Raw genomic sequence first — 23,680 nt, 5'->3', positions numbered from 1 at the left:
GCTTGTCCCGCCTTTTCCTTTTCGAAACGGCGGAAGATATGAGATCGAATCTGCGCTTCGTCGCCGCCACCGTCTTGATCGTAGGGGCGTTTGTCGTCCTGATGAGCCTTGGCACGTGGCAGGTGAATCGCCTGGCATGGAAAGAGAACCTGCTGGCGACAATCGATGCGCGCATTCACCAGAAGGTTATTGATCTCAATGAGATCGCGAAAAGTGCCGGGGATTCAGGCGGCGTGGAGTTCACGCCCGTACAAGCGACCGGACGCTTCGTCGCTGGCAAGGCGGTCTTCTTTCTGGCCACCTTCGATGGCCAGTCCGGCTGGTACGTATATCAGCCATTCAAGCTGCAGCCCGGCCAGTGGCCTGAGTCCGGACGGGACATCTTGCTCGTCAATCGCGGCTTCGTTCCCTACGACCAGCGGGGCAATTTCGAGGCGGGTGAAGGTGTGGCTTCAGATATCCAGAATATCGAAGGCATTGCCCGTGAAATGCCGACGAAAAAGCCATCCTCTCTTCTGCCCGACAATGAGCCCGAAAATTCTTCCTTTTTCTGGAAAGACGGGTCGACCATGGCCGCCGCGCTAAACATCGACATCAACCATATCGTGCCGATCTTCGTCGATCTCGGACGGCCCGGCGAGGCCGTTCCTCCTGGCACTGCGCCCCGGCCAGGTGTGACGCAGGTCAACCTGCCGAACAATCACCTATCCTACGCTCTGACCTGGTACGGCCTTGCTCTGGTTCTTGTGGGCGTGGTGGCATACGCAATCTGGCAATCGCGGCGTCGGCCGGGCAGCGCTTGACAGGGTAGGGCGTCAGACCCCAGTTGAGGCCCAGCGCATTGCAGCGAAATCGAGGATGTTCATGACCGCACGACCGAAGCTGACGCTCCGCCTTTGCGAGCCGCGCGGCTTTTGCGCCGGCGTTGATCGCGCCATCCAGATCGTCGTGCTGGCCATTAAGAAACACGGCGCGCCCGTCTATGTTCGCCACGAAATCGTGCATAATCGCTACGTGGTAGAGGGACTAAGGGCCAAGGGGGCGATCTTCATCGAAGAATTGTCCGAAATTCCGCCGGAACACCGCGACCGCCCGGTCGTTTTTTCGGCTCACGGCGTGCCGAAGAGCGTGCCGGAGGATGCGGAAGAACGTAGTCTTTTCTATCTCGACGCAACCTGTCCGCTCGTCTCCAAGGTTCATAAGCAAGCCATGCGCCACCGCCGGCTTGGCCGTCATGTTCTGCTGATCGGCCACGCAGGCCACCCCGAAGTCATCGGCACCATGGGGCAACTGCCCGAAGGCGAAGTGACGCTGGTGGAAACCGAAAACGACGCCGACAAACTCGCCTTCTCCGACGATGTGTCACTCGGCTTCGTCACGCAGACCACCCTTTCGGTTGACGACACGGCTGGCATCATTGCTCGTCTGAAGCAGCGGTTCCCGCACATGGAAGCGCCGGCTGCGGAGAGCATCTGCTATGCCACCACCAACCGTCAGGATGCGGTCAAGCAGGCGGCGGAGGGCTGCGATCTTTTCCTGATTGTCGGCGCGCCCAATTCCTCCAACTCGCGGCGACTGGTCGAGGTTGCCGAGCGGAGCGGCGCAAAGCTGGCCAAGCTTGTACAGCAGGCCGATGAGATCGAATGGTGGGACCGGCTTGGCGACGGCGCTCTCGTCGGGCTTTCGGCGGGCGCTTCGGCACCGGAAATTATCGTCGATGCGATCATCGAATCGTTCCGCGAGCGGTTCGATGTAACGGTGGATATCGCGCTCGCCATGGAGGAAAACGAAACCTTCCCTGTCATGCGGGCGCTGCGCGACGTCGAATTGACGCCCGCCGACATGGCCTTCGTCAACGGAGCGGCCTGAGCGTTTCATGGCGGTTTACACGGACATTACCGAAGGCCAACTGCGCGATTTCCTTGCACAGTACGACCTTGGCGAATTGCTGTCCTATCGCGGCATTGCGGAGGGAGTGGAGAACTCCAATTTCATTGTCCATCTTGAGGGCGGCGAATTCATTCTCACGCTTTACGAGAAGCGAGTGAATGAAGAGGAATTGCCGTTTTTTGTAGGCCTGATGGATCACCTTGCCGGCAAAGGTTTTGCATGTCCGCAACCGGTCCAGCGGAGCGACGGCGGGGTAATCGGTCATCTGGCCGACCGTCCGGCTGCAATGGTGACTTTTCTGGAGGGCGTGTGGCCGCGCGAGCCGCTGAATATTCACTGTGAAGGCGTCGGAGAAGCTCTCGCCCGGATGCACGTCGATGTGGCCGATTTTGAAGGCACGCGCCGGAACGGGCTATCGCTGTCCGACTGGCGGCCGCTTTTCGAACAGGTTGGTGACAAGGCCTACGCGGTGATCGAGGGCCTGGCCGCGGAAAGCCGCGCGATGCTGGATCGCCTGGAGGCAGAATGGCCGCATGATTTGCCCGCGGGGGTCATCCATGCTGACGCCTTTCCCGACAACGTCTTTTTTCTGGGCGACCGCTTTTCCGGGCTTATCGATTTCTACTTCGCCTGTAGCGACCTTTTCGCCTACGACGTCGCCATCGTACTGAATGCTTGGTGCTTCGATGCCGATCACCGCTTCGACCGGCAAAAGGGCGAGGCTCTGTTAAGGGGTTATCAGAGCGTGCGTCGTCTGTCGGATGCCGAGAAGGCTGCACTGCCGACGCTCTGCAGGGGCGCAGCCACACGCTTCATGCTTACGCGTCTCTATGACTGGATACACACGCCCGAAGGCGCGACTGTCACGAAGAAGGACCCGCGCCAACCCCTTTCGTGGATGCGCTATCATGCGCAGGTTGAGGATCCTGAAGCATATGGTCTTGCCGAATGAAGCACGTGGAAATTTTTACCGACGGCGCGTGTTCGGGCAATCCCGGGCCTGGCGGCTGGGGCGCATTGCTTCGCCATGGCGCGCAGGAAAAAGAACTCTCCGGCGGCGAGGCATTGACCACCAATAACCGCATGGAGCTGACGGCTGCGATCGAAGCATTGAACGCCTTGAAGGGGTCGTGCCGTGTCGATCTGCATACCGACAGCGTTTATGTGCGTGATGGCATTCGCGGCTGGATCGAGGGCTGGAAACGCAATGGCTGGAAGACAGCCGCCAAGAAGCCTGTCAAAAACGAAGAGCTTTGGAAGGCGTTGGATGAGGCCCGCTCGCGCCATGACGTGACATGGCACTGGGTAAAGGGCCATGCCGGTCATCCGGAGAACGAGCGCGCCGATGAACTGGCGCGCAATGGCATGGAACCCTTCAAACCCAGAAAAGACTAGATACCGAAGCCTTCAGAGTTTGGCGAGCAGCGCGTCGGCGTCGGTCTTCCCGCTCTCACCGGGACTGTCCTCGACCATCAGTTCCTGGACAACATTGTCTTTGACCAGCATGCAGAACCGCTTGGAACGAAGACCGCCCAGGCCGGGAATATCCATGTCGAGGCCGAGTGATTGGATATATTCGCCTTTAGGGTCTGCCAGATAGGTCACTTTGCCTTCGCCCCCGGTGGAATCACGCCATGCCTTCACCACAAAAGGGTCGTTCACCGAGATGACCGCAATCTCTTCCACGCCCTTTGATCGAAGCGCATCGTTCTTGTCGATGAAGGTCGGCAGATGGTTCAGTGAGCAAGTGGGCGTGAAAGCGCCCGGTACGCCGATCAGGACGGCAGTTTTTCCCTGAAAGAGCGCATCAGTGGCGATTTTTTCCGGCCCGTCGGCACCTGGCGTCATAAATGACCCGAATGGCAGTCTCTGGCCCTTGGCGATTGTCATTGCTTGTCCCTCTTCGTCGACGGTCGATCCGCCATCCGGCGTGAATTAGAGCGTTGAATGGGAAAGCAAGGCTCTTCTCATTTTGATTGCGGGAGCAGCGCGGTACCATGATAGCTGTCGCCACCCAGGCTGAGCAACAGGCTGACTTCGCCGCTTTCTATCGCCGCCTTCTCTCGAAGAATTGGAATTTCGAACTGCAACACGCCATCGCCATTATCGGAAACGGCTAACGGTGTGGCGAGGCGCAGTCCTTTAGGTGCGGATGCGACGAAGAGTTCGGCGTCCTTCGCACCTCGCAGCGCCGTTCCTTCGAATGTGACGGTGAAGGTTTCGTCCTGCTTTTCGATAAGTGGAAGCAGCCCCTCCGACGCGAACGGTTCAGGGAGCTTGGCCGACCGATAGAGCTCATCTGTTGCCGCCGATAGCTTTTCGCCGTCTTCGAGCGGCGCTGTGAGATCGATCTCGACCGGAATGCAAATTTCGCGACAGATGCCAAGAAAGGCAGAAGCGTGAAGAGGCGTCGAAAGCAGCGTCTCCGCCTGCGGATAGGTCATCGAAATGTACGTTCGGTCCTTATAGCCGGCCCAAATCGTGTTGGGCTCGCGAAATCGGGAGGGCGCTGGCATGGCCAGCTCGGGCTTTATCGTTTCCCCACCTTTTCGGAGAGTGACGGATGGCGGTACGCCGCCATCGCCCGGCTCCAGCCAGTAGGTTTTCCAGCCGGCTTCCAACTCTATCTCAAGCCAGGCTTGCCCAGTCCTTGCAGATGGATCGCCACCGGCCAGAAGACGCGCTCGGCCACCCTCAAATTCGGTCCACGAGCCAACGCCGGCCATAGTAGCCGCAGTCATCAAAAGCGTGAGGATCGGAGTAAGGATCAAGCCGAAAAAAGTTGCCCGCATTCAACGCTCCGCTGCCGCTCATAAACGCTTTCTGTCGTTAGCATACCGCGAATATGGGCTGCTTCGGGGCATGGTTCGAAGAAGATGTTTCCCTTTACAGCGGTCAATCTCTCGTTAGGCTGGGCTGTTCAAAGGACAAAAAGATGCGCGGTTCTCTTGAAGGCAAATTTCTGATCGCCATGCCGGATATGCCGGACGAACGCTTTGCACGCGCGGTGATCGTGCTCTGCGCCCATTCGGACGAGGGTGCAATGGGGATCGTTATCAACCGTGGGCAGGAGCTGGGTTTCGCTGATCTTCTGATGCAGATCGGCCTGATCGATGAGGATGAGCCAATCCATTTGCCCCGTGGCGCGCGGGAAATGATCGTGCGCGATGGCGGACCCGTCGATCGCAGTCGCGGCTTTGTACTACACAGCGACGATTATTCCCTTTCCTCCTCGCTGGATGTGTCCGATGGGCTCCGTCTGACCGCGACCGTCGATATTCTTCGCGCCATCAGCGATGGCTCCGGGCCTCAGAAAGCGATCATGGCGCTCGGCTACGCCGGCTGGGATGCCGGCCAGCTTGAAGAGGAAATTGCACAGAACGGATGGCTTGTCGCAGACGCACCGTCCGATCTGATCTTCGATAGCCCGCTCGATGAGATCTGGCCCGGCGCTCTCGGCCTTCTAGGCATCAATCCGGTCAATCTCAGTACGGTGGCGGGAAACGCTTGAGCGGCTGAGATGTAACGCTATTGCGCTGCGGCCGAGGTCTCTCTGGCGCAGTATTCCTGCGCGGTGTGAATGTCGACCGGCTTGCCGAACATGAAACTTTGAATGTAGTCGCAGCCTGTTTCCTGCAGTAGGGCGAGCGTTTCGTCGTCGTCGACTCCCTCGACTACGATGCTCATCCCCACCTCATGTCCAAGGCTTATCAATGACCGTAGAAGAGCCTGCGAGCGCTCTGACCGATCGATGACGAATGACCGGTCGATTTTGATGCAGTCGAACGGAAAGCGCGTCAGATAGGATAGCGCCGAATAACCTGTACCGAAATCATCGATGGAAAGCCCGATTCCCAAGGCGTCTAGCCGCTCAAGAACACGCGCATTCTGCTCCGGATTGCTCATCACCATCGATTCGGTCAGTTCCAGACGAAAGGTCTCCGGCTTCACCCCTGTCCGCGTCAGGACGGATTTCACGTCGGAGACGAGATCCTGACGAAGGAACTGGCTCGATGACAAATTGACGGCAACATATATGTCGTCGCGCCCGCTATTGCGTGAAATCGTGGCGATATCGTCGGCAGCTCGCTGCATGACGAACAGGCCGAGACGGGCGATCAGCCCCGAATTCTCGGCAATAGGTACGAAATCGGACGGCGCGATAGGCCCGCGTTTGGGATGGTTCCAGCGTATGAGCGCCTCGAAACCCGCCACGCTCATCGTTCGGACGCTGATGATCGGCTGATAGAGAACGTGTAATTCGCCATTGTCGAGCGCACGATGCAGATCGGCCTCAATGTGCAGATGATCGGAGCCGAGCGTTCGGAATGCCGGTCGGAAAGGCTCAATCCGGTCGCCGCCGAAACGCTTGGCCTGATGCAGCGCAAGCTCCGCATCCTTCACCAAGTCCTGAGCGCTACCATGTTGCTGCGTCCAGCCGGCCACGCCAATGGATGGTGTCAGCACGATTTCCTGATTGGCGAAATTGATGGGTGCGGAAATCGTCTTTTTCACTTGGGCGGTGAAGGCTTTCACCTCGGATGGGTCGGGCCGCCCTGCCAGCGAAATCATGAAGTGATCGCCAGAGAAACGCGACAGCGTGTCTTCGCTGCGGCAAATGCGGGCGAGACGCCGCGCCACGGTCAGAAGGATGGTATCGCCCACCGAGATGCCGAGCGATTCGTTGACCGTTTTGAAGCGGTCGATGTCGATCGCCAGCACTGTCGGGCGGATACGGTCGTCCTCTCTGGCCGTCGCGATCAGCGACGTCAGCCGATCCATGAAAAGCTCGCGGTTGGGCAGACCGGTCATGTGATCGTGGACCGAGTCGTAGAGCAGCCGCTCTTCCGCCTTCTTCTGCTCGGTAATCTCGCTCATCGTGCCGACGCAGCGGACGACCTCGCCATCGGCGCCGACGACAGGCCGCGCTTTGAGGCTATACCAATGGTAATGGCCGTCTTCGCCCCGCAAACGAAAATCCTGGCGAATGCGCCCCCGCCGATGCTCCAGAATCATATCCAGCGTCGTGCGGAAGTGGTCGCGATCGTCGATATGCATGGCTTCGACCCAGTTGCGGGCCGGCCCGCGAAGGGCGTTGCGATGCAATCCGATCATCGGCGCGACGTCGGGCCGCGTCACGATACGGTCGCTCAGCACATCCCAGTCGAAAACGACATCGCCCGATCCCGTCATCGCCAGGGCCTGGCGCTCGACATCGGAAAACAGTCCCTGGCGAACCGCGCCGCCCGAGAAGGCATGCTGCATGACGGTGAAGCCGATCAGAAGAACGATAAGCACCAGTCCGCCGCCAAGGGCCGGTTGCACGACATCATTGTCGATGGAGCCAGCCACGGTCATTCCCATGGCGACGATCCATGCAACGACGGCCACCCAGCTTGGCACCAGCATGATCGCCCTGTCGTATCGGTGAGTGGCCTGCCAAACGATCACGCCGAGCCCGACAGCCGCTGTCAGCGCCAGCGAGATGCGCGCTACACCTGCGGAGAAATTGGGGTAGAAAATCGCGAGCGCGACAAGGCAGCCGAGAGCTGTGAGCCAGACGAGCGCTGCGTGGCTGAAATGTTTGTGCCAGCGCGAAAGATTCAAATAGGCGAACAGAAAGATGACGAGTGTTCCCGCCAGCCCGATCTCCGCTGTTGCTCGCCAAACCGGTTCGCTACCCACTGCTATGCCGACAAGCCGGTCCAGAAATCCGAAATCGACCGATATGTAGAAGAGAACGGCCCAGGCCAGCGCCGCGGCAGCCGGAAACATGACCGTTCCGCGCACCACGAACAGAATGGTCAGGAAAAGAGCCAGCAGTCCCGAAATGCCGATGACGATACCGCGAAACAGCGTGTAGGCGTTGATCGTGTCCTTATAGGCTTCCGGCTCCCAGATATAGAGCTGTGGCAGATCGGGCGTCGACAGTTCGAGGACAAGCGTGACGACGCTGTTGGGGTTGAGCGTCAGATTGAAGATATCAGCGTCGTCGCTCTGTTGGCGGTCCAGCGCGAACCCCTCTGATGGGGTGATATTGACGATGCGCTGCGCACCGAGATCGGGTTTCCAGAGCCCGGAACCAACCAGCCGGTAGTGAGGCGCGACGATCAGCCGGTCGATCTGTTGCTCGCTGGCATTAGCGAGCGATAACACGGCCCAGTGGCCTGAAGGCGGGCTGCCAAGTGCCTCGACCTCGATCCTGCGAACGATTCCGTCTTCGCCCGGCGCTGCCGAAACCTGAAACGTTCGTGAGCCGTTGGACGTGATCGCCACCGCGCGGGACAGGTCGAGCGCGAGATCGTCGGCTTCGACGCGAATCGTATTGTCCTGCGCATGAAGAAGGCCGGATGCGGGCGTGAGAAGCCCGGCAAGCAGCACGAAAAACGCCGCTAGCCAATGCCAATAGTCAGTCTGCGCTTCGTTGCGCGTCACTTCCCGCTCCCTCAAATTGGCCCCAGCCTGCCATCCTCGCCGCTGAGCCGGGCGTAAAGATGGTGATCCCGCCACGCGCCGCCGATCAGCAGATAGGATCGCAATAGCCCTTCGCGCTCAAATCCGGCTTTTTTGAGCAGACGTTCGGAACGTTCGTTGCCGGGGATACAGGCTGCCTGAATGCGATGCAAACGCAGTTGCCGGAAACCAAACTCGCACAGCGTGTCGATTGCATCGTGCATATAGCCGTTGCCGGCAAAGGGTTCGCCCATCCAATATCCGATTTCGCCATTCTGGCAGACGCCGTATCGGATGTTGGAAAGTGTAATTCCGCCCATCAAAGTGCCATCGTCCGAAACGATGAAAAAGCTGTAGGCCTTCTTGGCGCGCGCTTCGCCGGTCTGCCGGCGGACCGTTTGGATGAACTCCCGCCGCGAGAAGGGTGGCTCGGGCCACTTGGGCTCCCACGGCTCCAGGAAAGACCGGCTTCTCATCCGCAAATTCGCCCAGTCGCTGAAGTCGGCGGGCTGTGGCAGACGTAAGGTGACCTCACGTCCCTTGAGACGGATTTGAGGTTTCAGAAGGCGGTCGAGCATGGCGGGCCGACACCATCATGACGCGGCGGCGCGCCGTATCTCTGTCGGCATATGCAGACTGCTGTGGAAATCGTCGTATGAAAGCAGCGGGTTGAGCGGACCGATCGCCGCCACCGTGGGTGCGCTGCCGCTAAAGGTGCGATAGGCGAGATCGCCCACCCGGTCCACGGAGATGTCGGAGAGACGGTCCATAATCTCCTGACGCGGTAGAACCCGCCCATGGATCAGCAACTGGCGCGCGATCTGACTGGCGCGGCTCATCGAACTTTCGCCGCTCATAAAGAGGCTGGCGCGCAATTGGGCGCGGGCGCGGTCCACTTCATCCTTGCGGACGCTGTTGGGCAACTCCATCATTTCTTCGAGGATAACCGGCACCAGATCGGCGATGTCCTCTTCGCCTGTCGCGGCGTGAATGCCGAACAGGCCCGTATCTGAAAAACTCCAATGAAAGGCGGAAACGGAATAACAAAGACCGCGCCGCTCACGCACTTCCTGGAATAGCCGCGAACTCATACCGCCGCCAAGGACGGTAGCCAGAAGCTGGCTGGCATAGAAATCGCGGGCCAAGAAAGGTTTGCCTTCGAAACCGATCAGGATTTGCGCATCCAGCAGACTGCGTGTCTCGCGGAAATCGCCGCCTGTATAGACAGCTTCGGGCGACGTGTCGTCACCACTGTGAAAACCGAGATCGCCAAGGCGGCTTTCGATCTCACGCAGGAAATCCTCATGCTCGACCGCGCCGACGGCGACCGCGATCATTCGATCGGCGCCATATTCCCGGTCCAGATAGGATCGAAGCTGCTCAGATGAAAATTCCTCGATCGTCTCGCGCGTGCCTAGCACGGAGCGGCCGACCGGCTGGCCTTGAAAGGCAGTCTCGGCAAAACGGTCGAAGACGATGTCGTCCGGCGTGTCCATGGCTGCGCCGATTTCCTGCACAATGACGTGCTTCTCGCGCTGCAGTTCGTCTTCGTCAAAAACGGAGTCACGTAGAATGTCACAAAGGATATCTGTCGCGAGGCCGACATCCTCCTTCAGAACGCGCGCGAAGAATGAGGTGGTTTCCACCGAGGTCGAGGCATTGATTTCGCCACCGACATTTTCGATTTCGAAAGCGATATCTTCTGCGCTGCGACGTCTGGTGCCCTTAAACGCCATATGTTCCAGCAAATGGGCGATACCGTGCTCGTCCGGACGCTCATGACGCGAGCCGCTATTGTTCCAGAGCCCAAGGGCAACGCTTTCAACATGCGACCGGGTTTCCGTCGCGACGATTAGGCCGTTCGCAAGTGTTGTCGTCTGAACCCTCAATGTCGTTCCTCCCAACTCACTCTCTACTGAACTCCGAACGGAGGTTTCGGCTTCCTCAACCGGCCCGGCTCCGTTCCCTGATATGATCCTCCACCATTTCAAGCTCTGGGGAAAGGACTTCGTAACGTTCGCGCCGCTCCATCAGATCCGAAAGGTGATTGGGCAGGTCTGGCGATACCCCACTGGCGGCTTTGACTGCATCTGGAAATTTTGCGGGATGAGCCGTCGCCAGGACGACCATGGGCACTGCCGGTTCTGCGAACCGTCGCGCCACCGCATGGGCGGCCGCCGAATGAGGATCGAGCAGATAGCCGTTCGCTTTCCAGGTCTGAGAGATTTCCGCCGCGATTTCTTCCTCGCTTGCCCTGTCGGCATCGAATTCGCTGCGAATCGCGGACAAGACTGTCTCATCCAGCATGAAGCGCCGGCTCTGCAAAAGCAGATCCATGGAGCGGCGTACCTGTGCCGCATCGCGTTCTCCGGCTTCAAAGAGAAGGCGCTCGAAATTGGAAGAGATTTGAATGTCCATTGAGGGTGAGGTGGTTGCGACAACGCCCTCCATGGAATAGGCGCCGCTCTCCAGGGTGCGCGCCAGAATGTCATTGGCATTGGTCGCGACCACCAGACGGTCGATCGGCAGGCCCATCCGCTTGGCGCAGTAACCTGCGAAGACGTCGCCGAAATTGCCCGTCGGCACGGTGAAGGAGACCGGGCGATCCGGTGCGCCAAGGCTGATCGCGCTGGAGAAATAATAGACGATCTGCGCCATGATGCGCGCCCAGTTGATCGAGTTGACCCCGGATAAACGCACCGAATCGCGGAAAGCATGGTGGTTGAACATCGCTTTGACGAGGTTCTGGCAATCGTCGAAATTGCCCTCGACGGCGAGCGCATGAACATTGCCATGCGGTGATGTGGTCATCTGGCGTTGCTGAACCGGCGATACGCGACCATGCGGAAAGAGGATGAAGATGTCAGTTCGGTCTCGCCCGCCAAAGCCGTCGATAGCCGCGCCTCCCGTATCGCCCGACGTAGCGCCGACGATGGTCGCCCGCTCGTCGCGCTCGGCGAGGACGTGATCCATCATACGCGCCAGAAGCTGCATGGCGACGTCCTTGAAGGCGAGCGTCGGCCCGTGGAAGAGTTCCAGAACGAAGCGGTTATGGCCCGTCTGGGTCAACGGACAGATGGCCTCATGGGAGAATGTCGCGTAGGCGTCGCGAACGATCTCCTCGAACGCATCCCGTTCGATCTCGCCTTCGACAAAGGGCCACAGCACGCGCACCGCGAGTTCCGCATAGGGAAGTTCCGCCATTGCGCGAATTTCGTCAGCACTGAATTGCGGCCATTGCCGCGGCAGATATAGGCCGCCATCACGCGCCAGTCCGGTTAGAAGGGCGTCTCGGAATGGAAGGGACGGGGCCTCGCCCCGCGTTGAAACATAATCCATCGTCATGTCCGGGCAGAACCGCCGGAGCGATCCGTCGGTCATTGGTGAGTTTTCCGCGCCGGTATAGGCCATGCAGGTGGCGATGCAAACGGCTGTCTTTTTCCGCCATCTTGCGCTTGCCTTGCTTTGGCCCAATCGAAACGGTTTTCATCCTGGGCCATAAACGATAGGACAGGCCGGCAAATGAATTGGCGTATGGGGTTGCGGGTGATGATTTTCAAAAGCGATGGCGCGACGATGCTGCGCGCAGCGGCTGTAATACTGATCGGCGCCACTCTTGCGGCGTGCCAGAGTTCGACGGACGGTCTCGACGTATCGCAGTCTGAAAAGGACAATAGCGATCTGGAGCGGGTTTCTTTCGAGGAACTGCGGGGCTACTGCCCGAGAGTGCAACTGCGCGACGGCACCGCCTATTTCAACACCTATGACGGTGAGGAGAGTTCGCAGAATGTGCGCTATCAGGCGTCGATCACGGATGTTTCGCGCCAATGCAAATATGAGAACGGTCGCCTTGCCATGACGGTGGCGGTTGCCGGGCGGGTCTTGCTCGGTCCGAAAGGCAGCAGCGGTACCGTGCAGTTGCCGATCCGTGTAGCGGCGCTGAAGGGTGATGAAGTTCTCTATTCGGAAATCAAGCCGTTCTCTGTTGATGCGAACACCAGTGGCGCGACGCAATTCATCTACACCGATACAGGCGTCAGCATCGATCAGCCAGATGCGCGCAATATTCTCATCTATGCCGGTTTTGACGAAGGTCCGAAGAAAGGTCGCGCGGCAACGAACTGAGGCCTCAAAGGCTCTCGTAGCTGCGGCGGATCAGATCTTGCAGTTCATCGCGGGGAATTTGCTCCCCGCTTGTGAAATTGAAGCAGGATTTGCCCTGCATTCGTTTTCGTAACTGTTCGCTCATTCCGTCGAGCAGGCCGGGGTGGCAGTAGATCGGCATGAGATGAAAGCTGGTATATCGCTTTCCGATATGCACCCGCGCGAACATTTGCGGCTTTTCGCCCGATCTCTCCTCTTCCAGAAGAAAGGTGTTTTCGGTATCGGCCTGAACCGTCATGTCTGAAGAATAGGGGCGCAGCAGGTCGCATAGTATCGTGAATGGGCTGTCATCGCTCATGCCGGCCTCGCACTGTCTGATCGCGTCAAACAATTATCGCTCGCCAGTGCCGCAATGGCCAGATCGCCGGTCAGCCAAGTCGGCCGAAGCTGCCTAGCGCCTCCACGGTAGCAGGAAAATCGCGCAGTTTGGCGATGACCGTTTCGGCGCCTGCTTCCAATAGCTTGTCGGCATGACCGAGATAGGTGTGGCTGCCGCCGGTGAATCCGATCACACGCATCCCGGCGCGGCTGGCGCCGTGAACGCCATGCGTGGAATCCTCGAGCACAAAGGTTCGGCCCGGACTGGCGCCGGCTTTCTCTGCGGCCATCAGGTAGATGTCGGGCGCTGGCTTTTCCATCACGCCATCTTCGTCCTTGGCGCTGTAGAGCGCTGGCACCAGCGGTTTCAGGCCGGTCGCCGTGAGAGTGATGTCGAGACGCTCGTAGCCGGAGTTGGAGCATATCGCGAAGGGTAGTCCGACCGACTGCAGCAACCAAGCCGCGCCTTCTATGCTTTTGACCTCGCGGCGCAGGCGGCGGTCGATCTCCTTGTCGGCGTCGCCGAGCAATGAAGCCGGGATGGGGATATTCGCTTCGGCTTCCACCGCCAGCAGAATATCCTTGAAGGTCAGTCCGGCAAACCGCTCCGACATCTCTTCGGGTGTAATGTCATAGCCGATGGACGAAAGCAGCTTGGCATCGACGCGCGAGGCGATCACCTCGGAGTCGACGAGAACGCCGTCGCAGTCGAAGATGACGAATTCGGGAGAGGACATGGTTTGGAGCTTTCTGCTGGAGGCTGTCGAACGCAGCGGCCTATATCGTCTAGGGCTTCGTCGCTTCAACCCGCATGAACCGTTTCGGCACACCATTCACGCAATCTTCATCCTGTTCGATAACCATGGGCGCGTCTGTTGCGTATCCGAGTATTGAGTTCATGGCTTCCAAACTGTCTGCCGCTAAGGCCAATCTGTCCGCCGCCGCACCTTCTGCGCATGAGCCGGAGCTCGCGCGTCACCTTGACACGATCATCAAAGGCGACTGCGTTGCGGCGCTGGACAAGCTGCCCGATGCCTCTGTTGATCTGATCTTCGCCGATCCGCCCTACAATCTGCAGCTCGGCGGCGATCTGCATCGGCCGGACCAGTCCCGTGTCGATGCCTGCGACGACCATTGGGATCAGTTCGAAAGTTTCGCCGCCTACGACGCTTTCACGCGCGCCTGGATGCTCGCCGCGAGGCGCGTGCTGAAGCCGACCGGCACGATCTGGGTGATCGGCAGCTATCACAATATCTTCCGCGTGGGCGCGACGATGCAGGATCTCGGCTACTGGATCCTCAACGATGTGGTCTGGCGCAAGACCAATCCGATGCCGAACTTTCGCGGCCGCCGATTCCAGAATGCCCATGAAACCATGATCTGGGCCTCGAAGAACGAGAAGGCCAAGAGCTACACCTTCAACTACGAAGCGATGAAGGCCGCCAATGACGACACGCAGATGCGGTCCGACTGGCTTTTCCCGATTTGCCAGGGTGGCGAACGGCTGAAAAACGATGACGGGCAGAAAGTCCATCCGACACAAAAGCCCGAAGCGCTCCTGGCCCGTATCATGATGGCGTCCAGCAAGCCCGGCGATGTGGTTCTCGATCCCTTCTTCGGTACCGGAACGACCGGAGCAGTCGCCAAAAAGCTCGGCCGCCACTTCGTCGGCATCGAAAGAGAGCAGGAATATATCGACGCGGCCCAAGCCCGCATAGATTGCATCGAACCGCTGCATTCGGTCGATCTGCGTCAACTGATGCCGAAGCGGGCCGAACCGCGCGTCGCCTTTCTCTCATTGCTGGAAGCCGGTTTGCTGCAGCCGGGCGCGGTGCTGACCGATGCCAAAAGCCGTCATTCGGCGACTGTGCGGGCTGACGGCACGCTGGTCGCTGGCGAGCATGAAGGCTCGATCCACCGTGTCGGCGCGCGTGTGCAGGGGTTTGAAGCCTGCAACGGATGGACGTTTTGGCATTATGACAATGGCGATGGCCGTGAGTCGATCGATGCGCTGCGCGCCATTATCCGCAGGCAGATAGCACGAAACGGCGGATGAACGTCTGCCTTAAGTCGAAATGCCGTGATCGCGAAGATCGGCGCGAAGCTGGCCGGGCGAAACGAACAGAACGGCCTGCCAGCCAAAAGCGCGGGCGGCTTTCACATTGCGTTCGGAATCGTCGATAAAAAGCGTTCTCTCCGGATCGAGTTCGAAAGTCCGCTGATGGTGATCGTAGATGGCCGGATCGGGCTTCACCATTCGGATTTCTCCGGAAACGGTCACGCCGCGCGGCTCTGCGAGAAAGCCGTAACGCTCGGTCGCGATGGGGTATGTATCGGCTGACCAGTTGGTCAGAAGCGTCACGTCATAGCCGCAATCGATGAGGTCGCGCATGATCGCCACGCTCTCGTCGATGGCGTGCGGCACGGTCAGGTGCCAATTCTTGCGGAACAGGCGGATAAGCTCTTCATAGTGCGGAAACTGTGCAGCAAGGTCTCTCTCCCCCTCCGCCCAGCTCCGACCCGCATCCTGCTGAAGGTTCCATCCCTGAAAATCCACGTCCTCAAAAAAGCGCAGTCGTGCCTCTTCGTCGGGCAGGGCCTCAAGATAGGCGGCGTGATGATCCCAGTGGATCAGCACCCGGCCAATATCGAAAACAATGTGATGAATGCTCATCGGTTCGGCTTCCCTTTCAACGGAATGCGTCGGGTATAGCGGCGACGATTGCTTTCTTCATGACTGTCGGAAGTGCGGCGTCGGAAAGCTTGTCCCGCGGGCACCAGAAGGCACCATCCGGCAGGGCGGATTTGCCATCTATGCGCGCCCACATCACTTCCAGCGTCAACTGAAAATGAGTGAACCCGTGTTCGGCCAAGCCGCAATCGATCCAGTCCCCTTCGAATGGCGCGGCAATCTCTCCGGTCTCACCATCGTGCTTGGAGGAGAAGTCGGTCAGATACGGCCCCGCCATACCACCGAGAAGGCCTGAGGATGGTCGCCGCACCAGCATGATCGCGCCGTCCGACGATCGTTCGGCGATATAGGCGCCGGCGAGCCGGGCAGGGCGCGCCTTTTTGGGAAGCTTGATAGGCAGGCTCGCAGGGTCCGGCCCTTCCCTGAACGCGATGCAATGCGCGTTGATCGGGCAAAGCGCACATGCCGGCCGCTTCGGCGTGCAGATCGTCGCTCCAAGATCCATCATGGCTTGTGCGAAGTCGCCGGGCCGTTGCGAAGGGGTGATGTCCGAAACGAACCGATGGACCAGCTTTTTCGCTGTCTTTACCGGCTCGTCCAAAGCAACGAGCCGGCTGGCAACGCGCTCAACATTGCCATCGATGACGGCGATAGATTGGTCGAAAGCGATGGCGGCGATGGCGGCTGACGTATAATCGCCGACGCCCGGTAGCGTCTTTAGCCCGGCAGCATCGGTCGGAAAGCCGCCGCCCGCTTTGCTGACTTGCCGGGCCGCGGCCAGCAGATTGCGCGCCCGCGAATAATAGCCAAGCCCGGCCCACGCCGCCATGACGCTGTCATCCGATGCACCGGCGAGGTCGTCGACCGTCGGCCATGTCGCGACGAACTTTTCGAAATAGGCCTTCACCGCCGCAACGGTGGTCTGCTGCAGCATGATCTCCGACAGCCAGACGCGATAGGGGTCGGGCCGAACTCCCTTAGCGATATCGGATGGCGACACCCGCCAGGGCAGCACCCGAGCATGGCTGTCGTACCAGCCCAGCAAAAGAGGGGATATAGCATCAGATTGGACAGGACCCTTGCGGCCTCTCTCTGAGGTAGATGCCATATCGCAGGTTCAGGCCTTGTGCTAGGAAATGCAACGGACGGGACGCCGCAGGGAGTGCAGCAGAAACGATATGGCCAAACACTATCGCAAACGCAATGCGCAGGCCGTCTCAGACCTTGTCTCGCGACTGGTAGATCCGGTTCTGCGCAAGAAGACAGGCGTTTCGCTGGAATTGATAGAGGGTTGGGAGGAAATCGCGGGCCGGCGGCTGGCGCGCCTATCACGACCCGAAAAGATCGTTTGGCCGCGCCGCTCCTCCGAAGACGATCCGTTCAAGCCGGCAACGCTTGTCATCGCTGCCGAAGGTTATGCGGCGCTCGCCATTCAGCACGAGACGGGCGAGCTGATCTCGCGGGTCAACACTTTCCTCGGTTATGGAGCAATTGAGCGGATCAAGCTTGTCCAGCGCCCGGTCACGGTGCCGGAGCGCAGAAAGGCACGACCCACGCTACGCTCGTTACGGTGTGACGAAGAAGAAGAACTGACTGAAAGCCTTGCCGAGATCGAGAGTGACAAGCTTCGCCAGGCGCTTGAAAGGCTCGGCCGCGCGGTCAAGAGCGAAAGCAAGCCTTGAAACGGTCGAGAACGTCTGTCTTGGCTGGATTTGATAGAGTCTGGACATATTTCCACGTCATGCTCTCGCCGCCTTTTGCGGCAAGGCATGAGACAATTGAAAGACGCGGCCTGCCGGTCCGCGCTGCGACCTATGAAAGGCCTGTAATGGATTTCCGTTTCTTCCGCTCTTCAAGCTTGATTGCTCTTTCCGCCGCCGGTTTTCTTGCCGTGGGTGTTGCCGGGTGCTCCGACAGTTCGGACGAGACTGCCGCTTCGACCGCCACCGACAACGAAATCACGGCATCGACGGCCGCGCAGCCTGCCGAGACCGCCTCGCCAGAAAGTGAGAGCGTTGAATTGGCGCAGGCCGATAGCGCAGCCGAGGAAAAGCCGAGTTCGGACGCTTCTGCGACCCCCGATGCATCGGAATCCGAATCCACCAGTGAGCCAGCCGAAGACACAGCCAAAGCCGACGCGTCTGACGCCTCCCCTGCCGCCGAGGAAATCGAACGCGCTGAACTGCCGGAGCCGGAAGGCACGGTGGATATGGAAAAGCTGCTTCAGAATACCAGCCTGCCGGACATGGTGCTCGGAAGTGAGGATGCGCCGGTGACAATCGTGGAATATGCGTCGATGACCTGCGGTCATTGCCGGGCTTTTCACGAGGAGACATTTCCGAAGATAAACGAGGCGTTCATTCAGACGGGAAAAGTACGGTTTATCCTTCGGGAGTTTCCGCTCGATCCTCGCGCCACGGCCGCCTTTATGCTCGCTCGCTGTTCAGAGGATAAATACTTCCCTGTCGTGGATGTTCTGTTCGACCGTCAGGATGTCTGGGCGCGTGCCGAACCGGAAAATGCGGCCAAATCTCTTTTTGACACCGTTAAGATCGCGGGCTTCACAGAGGAGTCCTTCGACGCCTGCCTGAAAGATCAGGCGCTGCTCGATAATATCAACGCGGTCCGTAAACAGGCCAGCGAGGAATTCGAGGTTCAGGCGACGCCGACCTTTTTCATTGACGGTAAGAAATATGCCGGTGCGCTGACCGCCGGGCAGATGGCGGCACTGATCGATCAGGTTGCCGCCAAGTAACCAATTGTACGAATATCCAGCCGTTTCGCATCGCGAAACGGCTTTTCGCATTTGCGAAAACTGTAATAATCGTGTTGGTTGCTGCAAGGGAGGCCAACACAGGATCGATGGTGGCGGGCGAAAAACGACAAGCGCCTGAGCGTTACGTTTTCTCCTTTGGAGCGGGCGCTGCGGACGGATCGGCTGATATGGCGGATTTCCTTGGCGGGAAAGGCGCCAATCTCGCCGAGATGTCGTCGCTTGGCCTGTCGGTGCCGCCTGGGTTCACTCTGACCACCGAAGTCTGCCGCTATTTCAGCCAGCATCGCGTGGTGCCTGACGGGGTAGAGGATCAAGTGCGTCAGGCCATGGAGCGTCTGGAAAAGACGACCGGCCGACGTTTCGGGGCAGGGCGGAACAGTCTTTTGCTGGCGGTTCGGTCGGGCGCGCGTGCATCGATGCCTGGGATGATGGATACGATCCTCAACCTCGGCCTCAATGACAGCGCCGTGGAAGCTCTGGCGGAAGAGACAGGCGATGGCCGTTTCGCCTGGGACAGCTATCGCCGCTTTATTCAAATGTATGCGGACACGGTCCTGCGTCTCGATCTTGAGTTCTTCGAAGAGATTATCGAGGAGGAGCGCGAACGGCTGGGTCGGGACAGTGACGCGGAAATGACCGCTGAGGACTGGAAGGCGGTGGTCGCTCGCTATCTGGCTTTCATCGATGAGGAGCTGGGTGAGCCCTTTCCGCAGAATGTCGAAACGCAATTGCGCGGCGCGATCCGCGCCGTTCTCGGTTCCTGGATGAACCCGCGGGCAATCGCTTTTCGCGCCTTGCACGGCTTGCACGATCGGGACGGCACGGCTGTCACGATCCAGTCAATGGTTTTTGGCAATCGCGATGATCGGTCGGCGACGGGCGTCTGCTTCACGCGTGAGCCGAACACGGGTGTAAAGATGCTCTACGGCGAGTATCTGCCCCGTTCTCAAGGCGAAGATGTCGTGTCGGGCATGCGGACACCGCTGCCCCTATCCAGCGGGCAGGCGACCGGTCATTGCGAGCAAGGCGACGACCGTTCGATGCAGACGATGTTCCCGAAAGCGTATGAAGAACTGAAGGCTGTCGCCGAACGGCTCGAAGCTCACTATGGCGACATGCAGGATATCGAGTTCACTGTGGAAAGCGGTACGCTCTATATATTGCAGACGCGCGCCGCCAAGCGTTCGGCTGGCGCTGCGCTGCGCATTGCTGTCGAGATGGCCGAAGCCGGTCTCATTACACGTAACGACGCGCTTGTGCGGATTGATCCGCTATCGCTCGTCAGCCTGCTTCATGCGTCGATCGATCCGGATGCGCAGCGCGATCATATTGCCAGCGGTCTACCGGCTGCGCCCGGCGCCGCTTCCGGCCAGATTGTCTTTTCGCCCGACGAGGCGGCCGAACTCGCCGAGCGCGGCAAGAAGATCATACTCGTACGCACCGAAACCAGTCCGGAAGACATTCACGGAATGAGCGCGGCCGAGGGCATTTTGACCACGCGCGGAGGAACCACGAGCCATGCGGCGGTCGTGGCGCGTGGTATGGGCAAACCTTGCGTTTCAGGTGCTGGAACGCTTCGCGTCGATTACGGCGCGAAGACGCTGTCGACGATGGGCCGGACCTTCAACGAAGGGGATATCATCACTATCGACGGCACCAATGGCGAGGTGTTTGCCGGCAGCATCGCCATGCGCAAGCCGCAGCTTTCGGATGATTTTCGCACCATTCTGGAATGGGCGGACACGACGCGGCGCATGAAGGTGCGCACAAATATCGATGTGGCGAGCGATGCGGAACTGGCTCGCGATTTCGGCGCCGAAGGAATCGGCCTTTGCCGGACAGAGCATATGTTCTTCGGCGATGAACGTATTCTGGCTATGCGGCATCTCATTCTCGCCGAAACCGACGACGATCGCGAGTCGGCTCTTCTGACGCTTTTGCCGAGCCAGAGGCGGGACTTCGTCGAACTTTTCGAACAGATGGCGGGCTTTCCCGTCACAATCCGTCTGCTTGACCCGCCTTTTCACGAATTTCTGCCGCACACCGACGATGAACTGCGCGAGACGGCGGAGGCGTTGGGAGTGTCGGTGGAAAAAATAGAATTCCGCGCCGAAACGCTGCGCGAGACCAACCCTATGCTGGGCCATAGGGGCGTGCGGGTTGCCATCTCCTATCCAGCGATCCCTGAAATGCAGGTCCGTGCGATATTCGAGGCGGCGGTCGAAGCAGGCCAACGGACAGGCCGTCCCGTAAAGCCGGAGATCATGCTGCCGCTTGTCGGCTTGCAACGCGAGGTCGAGTTTCTGCGGGAAATCATCGACCGGGTGGCGCGCGATGTCATGAAGGAAACCGGGCAGAGCGTGCAATATACGGTCGGCATTCTGATCGAGTTGCCGCGCGCGGCGGTTCGCGCCAGCCTGATTGCTCAGTCCTGCGATTTTTTTTCCTTCGGCACGAACGACCTGACACAGACTGTCTTCGGCATCAGCCGAGACGATGCGGCGCAGTTTTTGGAAACATATCGGCAGGCTGGCATCGTCGAAGCAAATCCGTTCATCACGCTGGACGTTGAAGGCGTGGGCGAATTGATCCGGATGGCCTGCATCAAAGGCAGAGAGGTCAGGCCGACCCTGCTGACAGGCATTTGCGGCGAACATGCCGGCGATCCAAAATCTATAGAGTTCTGCGAAGAAACCGGGCTTGATTACGTTTCCTGCTCGCCCTTCCGGGTGCCGATTGCTCGTCTGGCGGCAGCTCAGGCCGCGCTGCGGCTAAAGGAAGCGTCCACCTCTTCTTGATCTGGCGCAGCAATGACTGCCCCGGTTCCCACGGCATCCTCCCTGTCTAATTGCCGATCTCGTAAGCGGTGCATTTGCAATCGATGCTTTACGCCGCCTCCCGCCCGCGCCAGATTGAATGTCGTGGAGACAGGGAGAGAGAGATCAATGCTTGGTTTGATGCAGGAATGGCCGCTCACATGCGACAGGATAATCGACCACGCCGCGCGGCAATTCGGTGACCAGCAGATTGTTTCTCGGTCCGTCGAAGGCCCGATCGTACGCACGACTTATCGCGCAATCCATAAACGCGCGCGCCAGGTGGCTCAGAGGCTCATGGCCGACGGATTCGGAAGCGGGGATCGGATCGGCACGCTTGCCTGGAACACGGCCCGACATCTCGAGGTCTGGTATGGCGCCATGGGTATGGGCGGTGTCTATCACACGCTCAATCCTCGCCTTTTTCCCGATCAGATCGCCTGGATCATCAACCACGCCGAGGATCAGATACTTTTCGTCGATCTGACATTCGTACCGATCGTGGAAAAGATCGCCGGCCAGCTTGAGACGGTGAAAAAAATCGTCGTGCTGACGGACGCCGGGCATATGCCGGACAGCGCACTCGACCTGATTTGCTATGAAGACTGGGTGGAGGAGGCCGATGGCGATTTCGAATGGGTTCGCCTCGATGAGGATGCTGCCGCCGGCATGTGTTACACCTCCGGTACGACAGGCGATCCGAAAGGCGTGGTCTATTCCCATCGCTCGAACGTCCTGCATGCGATGATGGCGGCAATGCCCGATGCGATGGGTCTAAGCTCCAGTTCCGTCATTCTTCCCGTTGTTCCAATGTTTCACGCTAATGCATGGGGCCTGGGACAGGCTGCGCCCATGACTGGCAGCAAACTGGTTATGCCCGGCGCGAAAATGGATGGCGAAAGCATCTACGAATTGCTGGACAGCGAGAAAGTGACCTTTTCCGCTGCTGTGCCGACGGTCTGGCTGATGCTTCTCCAATATCTCGACGAGACCGGAAAGAAACTGCCGCATCTTACCAATGTGGTGATCGGCGGATCGGCCTGCCCGCCTTCCATGATCGAGAAATTCCGCGATCTTTACGATGTCGACGTTATCCATGCCTGGGGCATGACGGAGATGAGTCCGCTCGGCTCGCTTGGTCCTCTCAAGCCGAAATTCAAAGGACTTTCTCCTAACGACCAGCTTGCCGTAAAGCAGAAACAGGGGTTTGCGCCCTTTGGCGTGGAGATGAAGATCACCGGCGACGACAATGAAGAAAAGCCTTGGGACGGCCAGACGTTCGGCCGGCTGAAGGTTAGGGGGCCTGCTGTCGCAAGAGGTTATTACGGCGGCGCTGGCGCCGAACAATTCGATGAGGATGGCTGGTTCGATACCGGCGATGTCGCTCATATCGACCCTGACGGTTACATGCAGATCACCGACCGGTCTAAGGACGTCATCAAGTCTGGTGGCGAATGGATTTCGACAATCGACCTTGAAAATCTTGCTGTGGGCCATCCCGCGGTCGCAGAGGCGGCCGTTATCGGGATATCTCATCCCAAATGGGACGAAAGACCGCTTCTTGTCGTGGTCAAGAAGAATGGCCAGTCTGTAGAGCGCGAAGACATACTGGGCTTCATGGACGGCAAGATCGCCAAATGGTGGATGCCGAACGACGTTGTGTTCGTCGACGAAATTCCTCATACGGCGACAGGCAAAATTCAGAAGATGACGCTCCGTGACCAATTTTCCGATTATAGTTTCCCTGAAGAAGACTGACCGAATGCGCGGGCGCGTTCATTCGGCCACCAGGGATTGCGCATGACGGTAATCGGTCGCTCAACTCCGGCAATCACGTTGCCGTCGCATCCTGCGGCGGCGTTCAGCCACTTTCTGGCGCGACTGACCGCGATCGTCGCCATTGTGGCGGGCGCGTCTCATTTCTTCGGCCTGATGGCGCCACTATCGCTATTTTGGGTGATCGGCGCGATCGTGCTGATGCTCATCGGTGCGTTCGTGGCCGGCATGGTCGCTCTTCGGGACATCTGGCGGGAGGGCGGCACCGGACTTGGCCATCTGGCGCGTGGTCTGATCTGGGCGTTGCCGGTGATCATGGTGCTGATCGTAGGCGCTGTGCATATCGTCACCAATCCACCCTTGACCGAAATATCCACCGATCCGGTGGAGCCGCCGCGCTTTCTGCCGCAACAGGATGAACCGCTTTCGCTGCCCGCTCTCCAGGCCCAGATTGCCGCTTGGCCGGACCTGACCGGCAGGCGGTACGCCTCGTCGCCTGAGGAGGTCGAGGCGGCCTTGCGAGAAGTTATCGCCGATAGTGGGTGGCTGTTTCGCGGCCAGTTCGGCACTCTCGCGACGAATGGAGAGTTGACGCTGCTTGTCGAGGGACGGGCCGGGATTTTGCTGCTGCCGACCCGTATAGCGGTACGTATCACCGAAGAGGGCGAGACGAGCTATGTCGATATGCGCAGCCGCACATTGGCTGGTGCTCACGATATGGGCGGCAACGGAGCGGTAATCACCAAGCTGTTCGATGCTCTCACCGAAAAGCTGCAGATCACCATTCAAAATTGA

22 protein-coding genes are annotated in these 23,680 nt (G+C 59.2%); 12 read left to right on the top strand and 10 right to left on the bottom strand.

What is annotated here, in order from left to right:
- The first annotated feature begins 38 nt into the window (after window positions 1-38).
- From NIM86_RS02195 to rnhA, 4 genes are all read left to right on the top strand, one after another.
- Window positions 39-803, top strand: a complete 765-nt coding sequence (locus NIM86_RS02195) for an SURF1 family protein (RefSeq protein WP_253378746.1) — start codon at window positions 39-41, stop codon at window positions 801-803.
- A gap of 61 nt (window positions 804-864) precedes the next feature.
- Window positions 865-1,869, top strand: a complete 1,005-nt coding sequence (gene ispH, locus NIM86_RS02190; protein ID WP_253378744.1) for a 4-hydroxy-3-methylbut-2-enyl diphosphate reductase — start codon at window positions 865-867, stop codon at window positions 1,867-1,869.
- Between the two features lie 7 nt (window positions 1,870-1,876).
- Window positions 1,877-2,842 (top strand): homoserine kinase, encoded by a 966-nt coding sequence (locus tag NIM86_RS02185; RefSeq protein ID WP_253378743.1) that lies wholly within the window; start codon window positions 1,877-1,879, stop codon window positions 2,840-2,842.
- Window positions 2,839-3,285 carry a ribonuclease HI gene (rnhA, locus tag NIM86_RS02180; RefSeq protein ID WP_253378742.1) on the top strand — a complete coding sequence of 149 codons (447 nt, stop codon included), beginning with the start codon at window positions 2,839-2,841 and terminating at the stop codon, window positions 3,283-3,285. The genes NIM86_RS02185 and rnhA overlap by 4 nt, the downstream gene beginning before the upstream one ends.
- A 12-nt stretch (window positions 3,286-3,297) precedes the next feature.
- Here rnhA and NIM86_RS02175 read toward each other — a convergent pair whose 3' ends face one another.
- Together NIM86_RS02175 and NIM86_RS02170 are read right to left on the bottom strand one after the other, a co-directional pair.
- Window positions 3,298-3,780 (bottom strand): peroxiredoxin, encoded by a 483-nt coding sequence (locus NIM86_RS02175; protein ID WP_253378741.1) that lies wholly within the window; start codon window positions 3,778-3,780, stop codon window positions 3,298-3,300.
- A 77-nt stretch (window positions 3,781-3,857) separates the two neighbouring features.
- Window positions 3,858-4,682 carry a protein-disulfide reductase DsbD domain-containing protein gene (locus NIM86_RS02170; RefSeq protein WP_253378739.1) on the bottom strand — a complete coding sequence of 275 codons (825 nt, stop codon included), beginning with the start codon at window positions 4,680-4,682 and terminating at the stop codon, window positions 3,858-3,860.
- 143 nt (window positions 4,683-4,825) lie between these two features.
- Here NIM86_RS02170 and NIM86_RS02165 point away from each other — a divergent pair, with 143 nt between their 5' ends.
- The gene (locus NIM86_RS02165; RefSeq protein WP_253378737.1) at window positions 4,826-5,401 is read left to right on the top strand and encodes a YqgE/AlgH family protein; all 576 of its coding nucleotides are present in this window, start codon (window positions 4,826-4,828) and stop codon (window positions 5,399-5,401) included.
- 17 nt (window positions 5,402-5,418) lie between these two features.
- On the opposite strand, the gene NIM86_RS02160 is transcribed toward NIM86_RS02165, so the two are convergent.
- From NIM86_RS02160 to thrC, 4 genes are read right to left on the bottom strand one after another with little or no spacing between them, the layout of a single operon-like run.
- Complete coding sequence (locus NIM86_RS02160) at window positions 5,419-8,325, bottom strand: putative bifunctional diguanylate cyclase/phosphodiesterase (RefSeq protein ID WP_371872824.1); 2,907 nt, start codon at window positions 8,323-8,325, stop codon at window positions 5,419-5,421.
- Between the two features lie 11 nt (window positions 8,326-8,336).
- Complete coding sequence (locus NIM86_RS02155) at window positions 8,337-8,921, bottom strand: GNAT family N-acetyltransferase (RefSeq protein ID WP_253378735.1); 585 nt, start codon at window positions 8,919-8,921, stop codon at window positions 8,337-8,339.
- Between the two features lie 15 nt (window positions 8,922-8,936).
- The gene (locus tag NIM86_RS02150) at window positions 8,937-10,232 is read right to left on the bottom strand and encodes a pitrilysin family protein (protein ID WP_253378733.1); all 1,296 of its coding nucleotides are present in this window, start codon (window positions 10,230-10,232) and stop codon (window positions 8,937-8,939) included.
- 55 nt (window positions 10,233-10,287) lie between these two features.
- A complete protein-coding gene (thrC, locus tag NIM86_RS02145; protein WP_253380661.1) occupies window positions 10,288-11,682 on the bottom strand; it encodes a threonine synthase in 1,395 nt (464 codons plus the stop codon).
- Window positions 11,683-11,865: 183 nt separating this feature from the next.
- On the opposite strand from thrC, the gene NIM86_RS02140 reads away from it, so the two are divergent.
- The gene (locus tag NIM86_RS02140) at window positions 11,866-12,468 is read left to right on the top strand and encodes a hypothetical protein (protein ID WP_253378732.1); all 603 of its coding nucleotides are present in this window, start codon (window positions 11,866-11,868) and stop codon (window positions 12,466-12,468) included.
- Between the two features lie 4 nt (window positions 12,469-12,472).
- Here NIM86_RS02140 and NIM86_RS02135 read toward each other — a convergent pair whose 3' ends face one another.
- Window positions 12,473-12,805 (bottom strand): DUF1801 domain-containing protein, encoded by a 333-nt coding sequence (locus NIM86_RS02135; protein ID WP_253378730.1) that lies wholly within the window; start codon window positions 12,803-12,805, stop codon window positions 12,473-12,475.
- 70 nt (window positions 12,806-12,875) lie between these two features.
- The gene (locus NIM86_RS02130) at window positions 12,876-13,562 is read right to left on the bottom strand and encodes an HAD family phosphatase (RefSeq protein ID WP_253378729.1); all 687 of its coding nucleotides are present in this window, start codon (window positions 13,560-13,562) and stop codon (window positions 12,876-12,878) included.
- Window positions 13,563-13,723: 161 nt separating this feature from the next.
- Between NIM86_RS02130 and NIM86_RS02125 the strand changes: the two genes are divergently transcribed.
- Window positions 13,724-14,881: a site-specific DNA-methyltransferase gene (locus NIM86_RS02125; RefSeq protein WP_253378728.1), complete on the top strand. Its 1,158-nt coding sequence runs from the start codon at window positions 13,724-13,726 to the stop codon at window positions 14,879-14,881.
- A gap of 9 nt (window positions 14,882-14,890) precedes the next feature.
- On the opposite strand, the gene NIM86_RS02120 is transcribed toward NIM86_RS02125, so the two are convergent.
- Both NIM86_RS02120 and mutY read right to left on the bottom strand, forming a co-directional pair.
- Window positions 14,891-15,499, bottom strand: coding sequence for an HAD family phosphatase (locus NIM86_RS02120; protein WP_253378727.1), 609 nt, complete (start codon window positions 15,497-15,499; stop codon window positions 14,891-14,893).
- A 16-nt stretch (window positions 15,500-15,515) separates the two neighbouring features.
- Window positions 15,516-16,625, bottom strand: a complete 1,110-nt coding sequence (gene mutY / locus NIM86_RS02115; protein WP_253378726.1) for an A/G-specific adenine glycosylase — start codon at window positions 16,623-16,625, stop codon at window positions 15,516-15,518.
- A 70-nt stretch (window positions 16,626-16,695) separates the two neighbouring features.
- On the opposite strand from mutY, the gene NIM86_RS02110 reads away from it, so the two are divergent.
- From NIM86_RS02110 to NIM86_RS02090, 5 genes are all read left to right on the top strand, one after another.
- Entirely contained in the window at window positions 16,696-17,199 is a 504-nt protein-coding gene (locus NIM86_RS02110; RefSeq protein ID WP_253378725.1) for a DUF721 domain-containing protein, read from the top strand.
- 146 nt (window positions 17,200-17,345) lie between these two features.
- Entirely contained in the window at window positions 17,346-18,272 is a 927-nt protein-coding gene (locus NIM86_RS02105; RefSeq protein ID WP_253378723.1) for a thioredoxin domain-containing protein, read from the top strand.
- Window positions 18,273-18,379: 107 nt separating this feature from the next.
- Window positions 18,380-21,091: a pyruvate, phosphate dikinase gene (gene ppdK, locus NIM86_RS02100; RefSeq protein WP_256478315.1), complete on the top strand. Its 2,712-nt coding sequence runs from the start codon at window positions 18,380-18,382 to the stop codon at window positions 21,089-21,091.
- Window positions 21,092-21,238: 147 nt separating this feature from the next.
- Window positions 21,239-22,867: a 3-(methylthio)propionyl-CoA ligase gene (locus NIM86_RS02095; RefSeq protein ID WP_253378719.1), complete on the top strand. Its 1,629-nt coding sequence runs from the start codon at window positions 21,239-21,241 to the stop codon at window positions 22,865-22,867.
- 42 nt (window positions 22,868-22,909) lie between these two features.
- On the top strand, window positions 22,910-23,680 hold the full coding sequence (locus NIM86_RS02090; protein ID WP_253378717.1) for a DUF1499 domain-containing protein: 771 nt from the start codon (window positions 22,910-22,912) through the stop codon (window positions 23,678-23,680).

Origin of the sequence: Notoacmeibacter sp. MSK16QG-6, from assembly GCF_024158145.1 — a bacterium.
Classification (GTDB): domain Bacteria; phylum Pseudomonadota; class Alphaproteobacteria; order Rhizobiales; family Rhizobiaceae; genus Notoacmeibacter.
Note: the sequence above shows the minus strand (reverse complement) of the source record. Positions and strands in the feature narration are given on the sequence as shown.